Here is a 13,446-nt window from a genome sequence, read left to right as displayed (position 1 = left end):
ACTGGCGGCGACTGCGCGTTCCAGGCGGCCCGGCCGAAGGTCGAGAGGTGGTCCGGGCCTGTCATGACCGGGATGGCCGGGGCGGAGGCGGGGGCTCGGTGCACGGGGGTGTCTCCCCAGGCAGGTGGAGGGCTCGGCGGCCGAGGATGTAGAAGCCGTCCTCCACCAGGCCGACGCGGCCGACGCCGTCGACGGGTACCACGCGGACGCCGTCGGGCATCCTCACGCGGTCGTAGGCGCTCAAAGTGCCGTCGGGCTGGACGACGCGGTCCGGCCGTTCCGGCGAACGGGGAGGGGCAGGGGGCCGACGTCACCCGCCACGCCTGAAGTGCGGCCCGGGTGGTGTCCAGGGTGCGGCTCACCGCAGGGTCCCGAGGCTCCTGGCACCTGCCCGGAAGCGAGCCGTACCCGTGCACGTCGACCGCCTGATGACCCGTACCGACCGCGAGCCGGGCGCCGCCCCCCGGCGGGTGCTCGCCCGGGAGACGGCCCGCTGCCTGCACGCCATGGCGCTCGCCGCCCACCTCGGCGCCGCACTGGATGGCCCGCCGCGTCGCCGGGGTGCTCGGCACCCCGCTGGACGGCGAACCGTGGTTGAACAGGATGCCGCCGGGCGACGAACATCCCGAACGCCTCCCGGTAGTTCACACCCGCCCAGTGCGCCATGGACTTCGCGATCCCGTACGGGCTGCGCCCGAGGACGAGGCCTGGTAGACCCTCGTCGGCAGCCCCGAGGAGCGGACGGCCTCCAGCAGCCGGACCGCGCCGAGCCCGGTGACGTCGACTGGCCACAACGCGCACGGACCGGCCCCGGCTCCATCGAGCCGGGGCCGGTCCGTCGGCTCGCGAGCAGCAGCGCGGTGGTGCGCGCCAGCTCCAGCAGCAGGATCTGGAAACGCGCCTGCCGGATTGGCCAGTGCAGGCGACCGGGAGCTCACCGGCGGTGCAGAGCAGGTGCAGGCGAAGACCCAGAAGAACCGTGAGTGCGAGGCGCAGTGGCCGTAACCGGCCCAGCCGGCCAGGTCGGATCGCTTGACGGTGGGTCGGGAGCGGGCGCATTCCACGGGAGTGGAGTCCACGATCCACACGTAGTCGTGCCATAGGTCCGTGTCCCTGGCCAGGGTTCGAATGAACCGGCTGATCAGCGGCTTCGCGGCCCGCAGGCGCTTGTTGTAGCCGGACTGACCGGGCAGGTAAGGGGGTTGTGGGACGTCGGCCGCCGCTTCGACTTCCCCGACCCCGAGCACCGCTGATTCAGCACCGGTTGCCGTGCGCGAAGTCCACGACGAACCGGTCGGGCGAGTGCAGTGTGAAGGTCCGGTAGTACGGATTCGTGGCGAAGGCGGCGCCGAAGGTGACGTACCCCTCGAAGTCGCCGGTCAGGGCGATGCCCTTGAGCTGGGGGAGATAGATCTTCTGGAGCTTGGGCCCCTCGTAGACGCTGTGCCCCGCGTCGTCGTGCGCGGCGGCGGGGTGCAGGCGGATCTGCAGGAAGGACTTCCCGGCCAGCGGGACGGGCTTGCCGGACCCGTCGTAGACCAGATGGGTGACGGGAGTGACGGTGACCGAGGGGACGCCCCCCTGAAGGTCGATGACGAGCCGGTCGTACGTGGAGTGTCCGCCCCAGCGGGCATTGACGACGAGCGTCCCGGTCTGGGCCGGTGCGCGGGTGGCGACGGCCGTGCTGGCCGAGGGGGGCGCGACGAGGGAGAGCCCGGCGGTGAGCAGAAGCCCGGAGGTTAGGGCCACGATCCGGCGGAAACGTCGGTGGATCATGACGTCCCCTCGATTCTCGAGAGATGGGGACAAATGGTAATTATATAGACACCGGCTGGGTGTCAGCGGTTGCATCCCCGGCCGGGAATCGGGCGACGCCGACCCGAGGACGACCGGGTGGCGACCTGCCGCCGACCTGACGGGCGCCCCACCGTGGTTCCGTGACCGGGCGCACGATCATGGGCGCATCTCAACTCATGCCGGGCCGTTAGACGTTGCCTCGGTGCTGCGGGAGGTGAAGGTGGTCCGCCTGGAGGGCCTGGTGCGGCTTCGTGGGCTCGACCCGCCCCTGCTGCGCCGGGCCGCCGCGTCGGTGCCGGGCGCGGTGACCGACGCCTGGCCCGTCGAGGTCGAGAACCTGGTGGACACCTGCTCCTCGGCAGGGAGTGCACCTTCCCGTACGTGGCCGCGGGGCCGAGGCGGCGCAGCGCGTGTACCAGTGAGTGACTGAAGTATCCGCGGGTCTCCCCGTCGACCAGCGCCTCGTATGCCTTCTCCTGCTCCCTGCATGCGGCGAGCAGCACGTGCCGGCCCGGCTCGGCTCCCTGCGCGCCTGCGCCGCGCGAGGCTCGTGCGCCGACCGCGTCCGTAGGCCACCAGGGCTGCCACGGCACACCCCGCGAGCGCGCACCGGGCGGGAGCTCGCGGGTCGCACCGCCGGAGTGGCAGCAGTCGAGTACGGCGACCACATGCGAGCCGCGGGCCGCGATCTCGTCCAGGAGGGCGCCGAGTTCGGTGTCCTGGAGCAGCGGCTGTCCGCCCTAGGCGAGGCTGTCGACGCACACGAGCGCCCTGCCGGCGGAGCCAGTCCTCGGGCCTCCGTCACGTCGTTGACGCAGCCCTTCAGCGGGCTGTGTGGATAGTCGTCGATTCCTACGAGAAGCGCGTACACGGTTCGCATACGGTGATCCTGCCAGGGCGGGCGGGGCACGGTCAGGGCGATTCCGGGGCGAGTGCCGGGCAAGCGTGCGCAACCCCATGCGGCATGGCCCCGTTGACAGTTGACTGTGTTGACACGTTCCGCACCTCAGGAAGGAAACCGGCGTGACTTTCGGCGGACAGAATCCGTACGGCCCGACGTGGCGGCCGAACGGGGGGCCACCCTTCCCGTACGAGGCCCCCCGTCCGCTGTGGCAGCGGTTTCGCGACGGTGACTGGCCTCCGCTGCTGGAGATACTGCGACGGCTGCCCGTCCACGGCTGTGCGTGGGCCGCGATCCTGTTCTGCTTATGGCCCCTGCTCCTGCCCGTCCTCGCCTATCCGCTGGCCCGCTCGGCCCGCCGGCAGGCCCACCTGAGGTTCCCCCCGCACGCGTACCGCCGTGTCCTCGATCCCCAGGTGATGCGCGTGCAGAAGATCAGGGCCGCGGCCGCGCTGGTCGCGTCCTTCCTCATCCTGGTCGTCTATGGCACCGAGACGGACCTCACGGAGATCCAAGGGCAGTACATGCTCCGGCTCGCCCTCACGCCGTGGCTGCTGCTCCTCACCGCACCCGTGGTGATCGCGGTCCTGCTTCGGCTCGCACCCGAGGCCGCGCGGCCGGACATGCGCACCCGCCTGCGCCCCGCCGTGCGCTCGGCCCTCTGGTACTTCGCCGCGTTCACGGCCGTGCCGCTGCTCTTCGCGGGCATGGCGCTGATCACCGCGTTCTTCGATTCCTACGCGTTGTACAGGCCGTTCGTCACGATCGCCCTACTCGCTCCCGTGCTGTGGATGCTGTTCTTCGTCTGCTTCGCCTCCAAGACGCTGGTCCCCACCGCGTTCGGCACCTCCGAGGTGCACGCCGCGCTTCCGGCCCTGCTGACGGGTGTGCTGGTGTGGGAGCTGGCGGTCTTCAACCTGGCCATGACCGGAATGCCGCCAGGCCCGCCGCTGGTCCAGATCTGCGCCGTGATCGGTGGTCCGGCATCGGTGTCGGCGGTGGCGTGGTGGGAGATCGGCCGCCTGCGCGAGAGGTATGGGGTGACGCTGCGGGGCTAGCGTCAATGCCGTTGACATGGATCTGGATCGGTGAGACGACGTCATCGAGGGGTGGGCGCGATCGTCCACGCCGTCGCCGCGGCGCACGGCGGCACCGCCACCGTCACCAGCCGCCCCGGGCACACCGAGTTCCGGCTGATGCTGCCCAGCGGCAGCCCGGTGCCGCTCTTCCCCGCTCGGTGAGGTGGGCAGGTGCCGACGCCGCAGCCGGGTACGGATGCAGCGCTCTGGTTACGCGGGGGCGCGGACGGCGCTGTCCGGCTCCATGCGGACGTCCACCACCCCCTCGACCGCGCGGATCGCCCGCGCGAGCAGGGGTATCAGCGCACGGTCCCGTACCGGCCCGCACAGCGTGACCACACCATCCTGGACGGCGAAGTCAAAGGTCACACCAGGGGTCAGCTCGGCGAGCACCGCCAGGCGGATCTCCTCTTCAAGCTCCTCGTCGGGCCGCAGGAACACCTTCAGGAGATCGCTGCGGCTGACCACGCCCTCGAGCATGCCGACCTCGTTCACCACGGGCAGGCGCTTGACGTGCTTGCGGGCCATGATGCGCGCGGCTTCCGCGACCGGCGCGTCGTGGTGGACGGTGATGGCGGGGCTCGACATGAGTTCCTCGGCGAGCACCCCGCCTGCTTTGGACGCCTCCTCCAGCTGGTCGGGAAGCAACGGCTCGGTACGCCGGAACTCCTCCTTCGGCAGCAGGTCGGCCTCGGAGACGACGCCGACGACGCGGCCCTCGCCCTCCAGGACCGGCACCGCGCTGACCTTCCACTGGTGCATCAGCTCGACGATCTCCTTGTAGGACGCCTCACGGCCGATGGCGACGGCGGTGTGCGTCATGACGTCACTGACGGTGTAGCGGGATGCGGGCATGGCGGGCTCCTTGGGCGTGGGAGGTCAGAGGTAGGTGCCGCTTCCGTACGGCGCGTACAGGTCGAGCAGGCGGATCCGAGCGGCCTGGAGCCGGTGGGCGAGGACCTGCCCGGCCCAGTGCCCGAGGGCCGCGCCGAAGCGGGGGCCGGCGTCCATCAGCAGCCGGACGTGCTCGATGACGGCCGCGCGTAGGCCGGGCACGTGGGCGTCCAGCGAGACGGTGCCGGACCGGACGATCCAGAACCGGTCGGCGTGCCCGCCCTCGCGGAAGAGGCGGGTCCCCTCAGGGAAGTCGACCTCGCGGGCGTGCGCGGGGGAGGGCGTGCTCATGGAAGGCCTCCAGGTTCGAGTCCGCCTCCACTCTTCGCCGCCCGGTCCACTGCGGCCAGGGGCCCTGTGGCCCCCTCCAGGGACCGACCGGCCCCTCCACAGGACGGCCAGGCCGAGGATCCTTGCAGCGGACGGCCGAGCAAGTACTGGAACGATGCTCCAGGGTCCACGCCCCTTTCAGATGCCGACAGCGGGGGACGGTCATTGCGTGCCTCGCCCCTGCTCGACCAAGGTGTCCGCGATGAAGAGCCGTCCAGAGCTCGGATCAGGCCCGACCTCGTCACCGGCTTCCGGCTGCGGCCGGGCGAGCCCCTGGCCGTAGACCCGCGCGCTTCACGCCTTCGTGTTCCGTCACGCGGCACGATGGTGCGGAACGCGACCCGCCGCCCGCCCTCAGTGAGCCCCGGAGACGCCATGCCGAAGCACGGACGGGCTGCTGCGATTCCGCCGTCCTTCCGGGGGTACCGCAGCACGTGGCTGCGCGGTGACCTGCCGGCCGGGATCACGGTCGCGGCCTACCTCGTCCCTCAGGTCATGGCCTACGCGGGCGTGGCCGGCCTGCCCCCGGTCACCGGCCTGTGGGCCGTCCTCCCGTCAATGCTCCTCTACGCGCTCACCGGTTCCTCCCGCCTGCTGTCCGTCGGCCCGGAGTCGACCACGGCTCTCATGACCGCCGTGGCCGTGGGCCCGCTCGCGGCCGGCGACCCTGCCCGTTATGCGGCCCTGGCCGCGGCTCTGGCGCTCATCGTCGGACTGCTGTGCGTGGTGGCGTGGGCCGTCCGCCTCGGCTTCCTCGCCGACCTCCTGTCCCGGCCCGTGCTCGTCGGCTACCTGGCCGGCGTCGCCTTCATCATGATCGTGGACCAGCTGCCCCGCCTCACCGGGACGGAGGGAGCCGGGTCGGGGTTCATCTCCCGGCTGCTCTCCTTCTTCCGCCGGATCGACGAGATGCACTGGCCCACGGCCTGCTTGGGCGCCGCATGCCTGGTGCTTCTCTTCACCCTTCCCAGGCTGTGGCGTCCGCTGCCCGGGCCGCTCGTCGTCCTCGTCCTCGCCACAGCGGCGGTGGCAGCCTTGGCGCTCGACACAGACCAGGGCATCGACACCATCGGCGTCGTTCCGACCGGCCTGCCGGGCTTCGCGCCACCCCGCCCGGCCGACCTGACCGGACTGGTGCTGCCCGCTCTCGGTGTCCTCCTGGTCGGCTACACCGACGTCGTCCTGACCGCCCGCGCCTTCGCGCGGCACGACGACCCGCACCCCCTGGACGCCAACCGCGAGTTGCTGGCCCTCGGCGCTGCCAACGTCGGAGCGGGCTTCCTCCACGGCTTCCCCGTGAGCAGCAGCGCCAGCCGCACCGCCCTCGCCGACTCCGGTGGTGCACGTACCCAGGTGTACTCCCTCGTCGGCGCCGCCTGCGTGGCGGCCGTCCTGCTCTTCCTCGGGCCTCTGCTGGCGCACACGCCCGCCGCCGCCCTTGGTGCGATCGTCGTATACGCCGCCGTCCGCCTGGTCGAGGTGGGGCAGTTCCGCCGCCTCGCGGCCTTCCGCCGCCGCGAACTCCTCCTGGCCATCGGCTGCACCCTCGGTGTTCTGGTGCTCGGCATCCTGTACGGCGTCCTGGTCGCGGTGGCCCTCTCCGTCATCGAACTCCTCGCCAGGGTGGCCCGGCCCCACGACGCCGTCGAGGGCATCGTCCCCGGCCTGGCCGGCATGCACAACATCGACGACTACCCCACGGCCCACACCATCCCCGGCCTCCTCATCTACCGCTACGACTCCCCGCTGTTCTTCGCCAATGCCGAGGACTTCCACCGCCGCGCCCTGGCCGCCGTAGACGCCCAACCCGAGCCCGTGTCCTGGTTCCTCCTGAACACGGAGGCCAACGTCGAGGTGGACATCACCGCTCTGGACGCCGTGGAAGCCCTGCGTGCCGAACTCGTCCAGCGAAACATCGTCTTCGCGCTGGCCCGCGTCAAGCAGGACCTCCGCAAGCCCCTCGACACGTACGGGCTCACGGCAGCAGTGGGGCCGGACCGGATCTACCCGACCCTTCCCACAGCCGTTGCCGCCTATCGCCGATGGCAGAACGCCAGTTGAGGCCATGGCCAGGAGCACTTCGTGGGGTCCGGCAGCAGGGGGTGGACCACGTGCTCATGGGCCGGACAGCGCCAGGCGCGCACCGCCTTCTCCCCTCCCTAGGGATTGATCTCCAGGACCTCGTCAACGGGGCGTCGGGGTGTCGCCGGGCCGGGCTCGCCGTATCCGAGCCGCAGCACCATGTGCACGAACCCCGTCGCGGACTGCGGGTCGCGTACGGCCCATCGCAGCTCGGGCCACTCCAGGGCGTGAGATGTGAGGGAGGTCGCCAGCCCGTCCAGGGTCGCCTGGAGCAGGACGCGCTGCATGGCCTGCCCGGCGGTGAGCCAGTCCTGCGGCGCGTCGCCGGCCGTGCCCAGCAGTGCGAGGTGGGGGACCTTCTCGAACGTCGCGGCTTCCCGGTGTGGCACGGGGCGTCTGCCGGCGAAGTCGCGGACCGGAGCCGTGCCGTCCCGCTTGCGGGGGCCGAAGGCGTACGCCGGGATTCCGTCGGCCGCGGCGTCGGGGGTTTCCGTGTCCAGGCGGGTCCAGCGGACGACGTCTTCGTCGACGCCTGTCTGCACGTCGTCGAGGACGTCGCGGCCCTCGGCGTCGTGGACGAGGTCCAGGACCGACTCCACATGCCACAGGTCCGGGAAGGTCAGCCGGGCTCCTTCCATGATGGCGGCCCCGCGCAGGCCGTCCTGGACGGCCGTGGGCACCTCCTCGTCCGAGAAGGGGCTGCGGCTGGTGTGGCGACGGTGGATCGCGGGATACAGCTCGGCGAGGTCGGTCTCCGGATGCACCGGTTCGGCCAGAGTCACTGTCGCGAGCAGCTGGGGGTCCGCCGGGTCGGGCAGCAGCCGGGTGGCCGGCTCCCAACCGGCATGAGCGGCGGCGACGCGCAGGTTGAACAAGGCCGCTCCACACCCGATGTGGAGGGAGCGGCCCGTGGGGTCGGAATGGGGCATGGCCCGATCAAGGTCCGCTCGGACATGGAACGTGCGGCGGGCGCAATAGAAGCGGAACTTCCACGGCTGTGCATTGTGCATGGAGGGTCCGGCGACGGCATCGGCGACGAGGGCCGCCACGGTTTCCTCGTCGAGTGACTGAGCTGGCACCTGCGTCTCCCTCCGGGAGCCGGCCCGTCCGCAGTGGGGGCCTCACTCCCACGTTAATCGCGGCGCGTCCGCACGGCAGTGCCGACGTTCGGAGATAGCGTCACCCTGGTTCATTTCTGTGGTCAGTAGGTAGCCCTCCGTCGATCACGTGGCGGGGTTGCGCAGGGTGGCCCGAAGGTGAGGGGTATGAGCTTCACGGGGCGCGAATGGTGGACACTCGTCCACGGCACGGTCCTTGGTGCCGCCTTCCTGCTTCCCGCACAGCGAAAAGGTGGAGGGCCCGATTTCGGCGGCGATCATCGCCGCCGGCATCGGAGCCGCCGTCCCGGCGCTGTTCCGCAGAGTGGCTCAGCTCTTGCCGAGCATCTGCTCCATCTTCGTGATCTCGGCCGTCTGGGTGGTGATGATCTGGTCGGCGAGCTGCTTGGCCGGGTCGTAGGCCCCGTCCTTCTTCTCCGTCTCCGCCATGGTGATCGCGCCCTTGTGGTGTTCGATCATCATGGTCAGGAACATGGTGTCGAAGGCTTTGCCGGACTTCCTGTCGAGCTCGTCCAGCCGCTGATCGCCCATCATCCCGGGCATGGGCGTGCCGTCCGTGCCGTGGCCCATGCCGTTGTCCGTGGTCATTCCTTCGGGGACCTTTTCGCCCCAGGACCTCAGCCAGCCGGACATGGTCTCGATTTCCGGGTCCTGCGCCTTCTTGATGTTCTCGGCCAGTGTCTTGACCTCGGTGGAGGCGCCGTGGCTCGCGGCCATGGCGGACATGGCCACCGCCTGGCGGTGGTGGGGGATCATGCCCTGCGCGAAGGTCACGTCGGCCCGGTTGTGCCGGCCCGTGGCTGCTTCGGGCGTGGTGGTCGCCGCCGCGGCCGCGGCCGTGCCGGGAGACGTCGACGTACCACCGCTGCCGCCGTCGTCTCCGCAGGCGGTCAGTGCCAGCGCTGCTGCCGCGACTGTGGCGGTCAGCGCCGCACGGCGGCGCAGCGAACGGGGTGCGTTCATGGCGGTGACGCTCCTGGCTCGATGGGTCTCAGCGCTGCCGCCGCGGCTGCGTGACCACGGCGTCCCGCTTGCCGTGGTGGGTCGCGCGGCCAGAGTAGGCACGGAGGCGGCGGTCGCGCCGTCCGAGGACAGGCGAACGGGCGATGGACCGGCTTCGGCCGGGCCGTCGCCGTCACCGTGGGTACCCCTCCCCGGCGGTGCACCGCACGATCAGGATCCGCCAGAAGCGGGCGGACTCTTCCCGCCCCCTTGTGCGCGCGGACCGATCTCGTCCATGGGGCCGGGAGGCCTCTCCAGGACGCTCCAGGCGATGGGGCCGAGCAGGTCTGCGACCCTCCGGAAGACGTCCATCAGCAGGTCGTCCACCGTCAGCATGCCCACGGCGCGCTGTCCGTCGACGACGGGAAGGCGTCGGACCCCGCTCTTGCCGAACGTCCGGTACGCGCCGTGGATGTCGTCGCCCACGTCGACCGTGACGGCCGGCGTGGTCATGATCGTACGAACGGGATCGTCGTGGTCGAGCCCCGAGGCGACTGCTCGGACCGCGACATCACGATCCGTGACGACGCCGCACAGGGCGCCGCCCTCCGTCACGACCAGGCAGCCGACGCCGTGCACGTCCATCTGCCGGGCCGCCTCCGCGATGGTCGTCGTGGCGGTGACGGACACCGCGGGCGCGGACATGGATGCGGACAGGTTCATGGCCCTGCTCCTTCGGCCGGATCACTGATGCTCACCGTAGGCCCGGGCAGCAGACCGGGGGAGGGCCGGGCGGACCTGCGCCTGGGACCGGATGGCCCTGGGCGATACGCCCAGTCCCGGGCACCATGGCAAGCAGATACCGACCAGCACTCCTGTCGCCGAGGTGATCTGACATGGCAACCACGACCTGGACCACCACGGGGGTCTTCACGGGACCCGGCGGGGTGCTCACCGACAAGGCCGGAACCCTCTCCGGGGAACTCACGGTGCGCACCACGTGGGAGCCGACGCGGGCACACGTCGCCGTCCAGTACGTGGGCGCGGCCGAGTGGCACGCCCTCGCCGGAAGCCCCGTGCCCTGCGCGTCTGCGGAAGCCGGCCGCTCCGTTCACCAGAACGCGGTGGACGCCGTCCGCGCCGGCGGTTCGACCCCCTTCGCCCCGTGGCCGGTCGCCCCCGAGGCCTCCGGAAGGACGGACGAGACGCGGGCACGGACCGCCGGATGAACGTACGGGCGGATGGACGTGCGGCGCGAGCCGGCCGGTCGGGGGTGGAGCGTCCGGTCGAGGACGTCCGCGGTGATCTCGTGGCGGATGGCGTCGTCGACGACCAGAAGCCGCTTGACCCGCTGGCCAGTCGCCGCTGTCTGTCCCTGCGGTCAAGGTCGACTCACTCATTCGAGCACTGCCGCCTGCGCCCTCCCGGGGGCCGAGGAGCCCGGGCGGAGGTCCGATCGGCCCCTGGGATCGGAGGAGAGGGGTCCGCACAGGCGGTCGTCACGTTCCACCTCGGTCGGCCGGCCCCCGTGTGGCGGCGCGCAGGGGTGCGAGGTGACGGTTGAACCAGCTCAGCGCCACGTCCGCCACGGAGTCGAGTGCTCCGGGTTCCTCGAAGAGGTGTGTGGCGCCGGCGACGACGGCGATCTGGTGCTCGCAGTGGAGGTGTGCGGCGGCCCGGCGGTTCAGCTCCATGACCTGGGCGTCCGCTCCGCCGACGATCAGCAGGGTGGGTGCGCGCACCGCCCCGAGCCGGGTCATCGCCAGGTCCGGGCGGCCGCCCCGGGAGACGATGGCCGCGATCTCCGACCGCGGTTCGGCCGCTGCCACGAGTGCGGCCGCGGCGCCCGTGCTCGCACCGAAGTAGCCCACGTGGAGGGGGAGCCTCGGCCGGAGCCAGCGCGTGGCCTGCGTCAGGCGGAGGGCGAGGAGGGGCACGTCGAAGACGTTGCTGCGGTCTTGCGCCTCGGCGGGGGTGAGGAGGTCGAAGAGCAGCGTGGCGAGGCCCGCGTCATTGAGCACCTCGGCCACCCGGAGGTTGCGCGGGCTCAGGCGGCTGCTGCCGCTGCCGTGCGCGAAGACGACGATTCCCGCCGCGTCCCCGGGGATGGTCAAGATCCCGGGCAGTGCGGTTCCACCGGCGTCCACCGACACGTCCTCCGTCTCCGCCGGGCCGGGCCGCCCGCCCCGTTGCGGTTCCGCCGCATGCGGGCCGGCCCGTGCCGCAGCGGCCAGCAGCGCCGAGACCTCCTCGTCGCCGACCTGTGCGAAGTCCTCGTACCACTGGCCCACGGAGGAGAAGCGCGGGGGAGCCGAGAGGCACACCACGGTGTCGGCCTCGTGGCGAAGCCGCTCCAGTGCCTGCGGCGAGGCCACGGGAACGGCCAGGACCACCTGCGCGGCCCCCTGCCGGCGCGCCACCTCGCAGGCCACCGACGCGGTCGATCCGGTGGCGATCCCGTCGTCGACGATCACCACGGCGCGTCCGGTCAGCGCGGTCCGCTCCCGGCCCCTGCGGTACAGGGCCAGCCGCCGCCGCAGTTCCGCCCGCTCCGCCTCCTCGACCCGTGCGCAGTCCCGCTCCCCGAGGCGGGCCGCCCGCACCGTCGGCCGGCTGATCAGCCGTACGCCGTCCTCCCCGACGGCGCCGAAGGCCACCTCGGGCTGGAAGGGCACCCCGAGTTTGCGGACCACGATCACGTCCAGCGGCGCCCCCAGGACGCGCGCCACCTCCGCGGCCACGGGAACCCCGCCCCGGGGGAGTCCGAGTACCACGGGCTGGGCCAGGGCGAGCAGGGCGATGTCATGGGCCAGCAGTCTGCCGGCGGCGGTTCGGTCCGTGAACAACATGAACGGCCTCCCATCACGGCCTGGATCCGCCGGAGGGCTCCTCGCGGGGCCACGAAGGCGGAACCGGAACACTGCCGCCGCCGGCCGGGAGCGGTGCTGCCGCGTTCGGAAAGGGAGCGCGGGCCGGCACCGCGTCGGATGCGGCCGGGCGCAACAGGACAGCCCCCTGCATCCAGCGTCGCGCCGGGGCGCCCGGTCTGCATCCTGAAGAGCTCTAGCCCATCGGGCATCCGGCCGGGGGTGGGCGGCGCTCTGCGTCGGCGGGGTAGAAATTGGGGCGCTGGTCGGTGTCCTCGTAGGTGCGGTGGAAGACGGGCGTGATGCCACCGGACAGCGGGGGGACGATCCAGCTCCAGTCCGCCGGCACGCTGCGGCCTTGGCGTGCCTCCCGGGCGAGGTGGGTGAGGAAGCGGCGGGACTCGGTGTGGTGGTCGCTGATCCGGACGCCCGCGGTGTGGAAGGAGTGCAGGACGGCGAGGTTGAGCTCGACCAGCGCGCGGTCGCGCCACAGGGTGCGCTCGCTGCCGGTGTCCAGGCCGAGGCAGTCGGCCACGGCGGGCAGGAGGTCGTAGCGGTCCTTGTCGACGAGGTTGCGGGCGCCGATCTCGGTCCCCATGTACCAGCCGTTGAACGGTGCGAGGGGGTAGTCGACGCCGCCGATCCGCAGGCGCATGGCGGAGACGGCCGGTACGGCGTGCCAGCGCAGGCCCAGTGCGGTGATCGCGGGGCACTCGGGGTGGACGATGGGCACTTCCAGGACGAGGTCCCGCGGCAGGTCGAAGAGCTGGGGCTTGTCGCCGGCGGTCTCGATGAGCAGGGGCAGGACGTCGAACGGGCCCTCGGGTTCCCCGGTGCCCTGCCAGCCGAGGCGGCGTGCCGCCTCGGTGAGGCCGGTGTTGCGGGGGTCACCCAGCACCGTGCCGTCGGCGCGGGTATGGCCCGCGTACCGGATGAGCTGCTCGTTCCGGAGCCTCGGGCCGGGCCCGGCGGGGGTGTCGGGGGCGAAGACCGAGATGACGGGGCGGATGCGGCCGTGATGGGTGGCCTCGCGCAGGTGGGTGCACAGGTGGCGGTGGATCTCCTCGGGGCTCCGGGCGTCGCGGCGGTCCAGGACGCGCAGGCTGTTCCAGTACAGGCGGCCGATGCAGCGGCGGGAGTTGCGCCACGCGACGCGGGCACCGAAGGCGAGTTCGCCCGGGGTGTGGCGGTAGGTGCCCGCGCCGTCGATGGCGGCGCGTACCTGCGGGAGCCGCCGGTCCAGCGGGACGGGCTGGGCGGGGCACTCGGCGTGGTACTGGCGCAGGAACTCCTCCGCCTCGTCCCGGTCCGCGACGGCACCGTCGTACGGTCCTGCGGCGGACGTGGTGCGGGGGGAAGGCGTCGGGGACTGGGTGGCAAAGGAGGTCACGGGTTCCTCGCAGGTGGCGTGTGCGCGGGGCCGGGGGAGGGGCCGA

At 71.9% G+C, this 13,446-nt stretch carries 12 protein-coding genes and 2 pseudogenes; 4 read left to right on the top strand and 10 right to left on the bottom strand.

What is annotated here, in order from left to right:
- Positions 1-581: 581 nt before the first annotated feature.
- The 3 genes and pseudogenes from AB0F18_RS10085 to AB0F18_RS10075 all read right to left on the bottom strand — a co-directional run.
- Positions 582-794: pseudogene (locus tag AB0F18_RS10085) on the bottom strand (GDP-mannose 4,6-dehydratase); the annotation flags it as partial.
- Between the two features lie 168 nt (positions 795-962).
- Positions 963-1,184, bottom strand: a pseudogene (locus tag AB0F18_RS10080) (IS982 family transposase); the annotation flags it as partial.
- 70 nt (positions 1,185-1,254) lie between these two features.
- Positions 1,255-1,776 carry a hypothetical protein gene (locus AB0F18_RS10075; protein ID WP_362056996.1) on the bottom strand — a complete coding sequence of 174 codons (522 nt, stop codon included), beginning with the start codon at positions 1,774-1,776 and terminating at the stop codon, positions 1,255-1,257.
- A 1,044-nt stretch (positions 1,777-2,820) separates the two neighbouring features.
- On the opposite strand from AB0F18_RS10075, the gene AB0F18_RS10070 reads away from it, so the two are divergent.
- The gene (locus AB0F18_RS10070) at positions 2,821-3,756 is read left to right on the top strand and encodes a hypothetical protein (RefSeq protein ID WP_362056993.1); all 936 of its coding nucleotides are present in this window, start codon (positions 2,821-2,823) and stop codon (positions 3,754-3,756) included.
- 30 nt (positions 3,757-3,786) lie between these two features.
- Positions 3,787-3,939 carry a hypothetical protein gene (locus tag AB0F18_RS10065; RefSeq protein WP_362056990.1) on the top strand — a complete coding sequence of 51 codons (153 nt, stop codon included), beginning with the start codon at positions 3,787-3,789 and terminating at the stop codon, positions 3,937-3,939.
- A gap of 48 nt (positions 3,940-3,987) precedes the next feature.
- Here the strand turns inward: AB0F18_RS10065 and AB0F18_RS10060 are convergent, their stop codons facing one another.
- Together AB0F18_RS10060 and AB0F18_RS10055 are read right to left on the bottom strand one after the other, a co-directional pair.
- Positions 3,988-4,632, bottom strand: coding sequence for a CBS domain-containing protein (locus tag AB0F18_RS10060; RefSeq protein WP_362056987.1), 645 nt, complete (start codon positions 4,630-4,632; stop codon positions 3,988-3,990).
- A gap of 24 nt (positions 4,633-4,656) precedes the next feature.
- Entirely contained in the window at positions 4,657-4,962 is a 306-nt protein-coding gene (locus AB0F18_RS10055) for a hypothetical protein (RefSeq protein ID WP_362056984.1), read from the bottom strand.
- A gap of 414 nt (positions 4,963-5,376) precedes the next feature.
- Here AB0F18_RS10055 and sulP point away from each other — a divergent pair, with 414 nt between their 5' ends.
- Positions 5,377-7,062, top strand: coding sequence for a sulfate permease (sulP, locus tag AB0F18_RS10050; protein WP_362056982.1), 1,686 nt, complete (start codon positions 5,377-5,379; stop codon positions 7,060-7,062).
- A 98-nt stretch (positions 7,063-7,160) separates the two neighbouring features.
- Here the strand turns inward: sulP and AB0F18_RS10045 are convergent, their stop codons facing one another.
- The 3 genes from AB0F18_RS10045 to AB0F18_RS10035 form a co-directional block, all read right to left on the bottom strand.
- Positions 7,161-8,093, bottom strand: a complete 933-nt coding sequence (locus AB0F18_RS10045; RefSeq protein ID WP_362057137.1) for a nitroreductase — start codon at positions 8,091-8,093, stop codon at positions 7,161-7,163.
- Between the two features lie 417 nt (positions 8,094-8,510).
- On the bottom strand, positions 8,511-9,164 hold the full coding sequence (locus AB0F18_RS10040; protein ID WP_362056979.1) for a DUF305 domain-containing protein: 654 nt from the start codon (positions 9,162-9,164) through the stop codon (positions 8,511-8,513).
- Between the two features lie 210 nt (positions 9,165-9,374).
- Positions 9,375-9,866, bottom strand: a complete 492-nt coding sequence (locus AB0F18_RS10035; protein ID WP_362056976.1) for a CBS domain-containing protein — start codon at positions 9,864-9,866, stop codon at positions 9,375-9,377.
- Positions 9,867-10,039: 173 nt separating this feature from the next.
- On the opposite strand from AB0F18_RS10035, the gene AB0F18_RS10030 reads away from it, so the two are divergent.
- Positions 10,040-10,372: a hypothetical protein gene (locus AB0F18_RS10030; protein ID WP_362056973.1), complete on the top strand. Its 333-nt coding sequence runs from the start codon at positions 10,040-10,042 to the stop codon at positions 10,370-10,372.
- A gap of 270 nt (positions 10,373-10,642) precedes the next feature.
- Here the strand turns inward: AB0F18_RS10030 and AB0F18_RS10025 are convergent, their stop codons facing one another.
- On the bottom strand, positions 10,643-11,992 hold the full coding sequence (locus AB0F18_RS10025; protein WP_362056971.1) for a phosphoribosyltransferase family protein: 1,350 nt from the start codon (positions 11,990-11,992) through the stop codon (positions 10,643-10,645).
- A 214-nt stretch (positions 11,993-12,206) separates the two neighbouring features.
- Positions 12,207-13,295, bottom strand: a complete 1,089-nt coding sequence (locus AB0F18_RS10020) for a nitric oxide synthase oxygenase (RefSeq protein ID WP_362057134.1) — start codon at positions 13,293-13,295, stop codon at positions 12,207-12,209.
- Positions 13,296-13,446: the final 151 nt, after the last annotated feature.

It is taken from the genome of Streptomyces sp. NPDC029216 (assembly GCF_040648015.1).
Taxonomy (GTDB): domain Bacteria; phylum Actinomycetota; class Actinomycetes; order Streptomycetales; family Streptomycetaceae; genus Streptomyces.
This window is presented reverse-complemented; position numbering and strand designations above follow the sequence as displayed.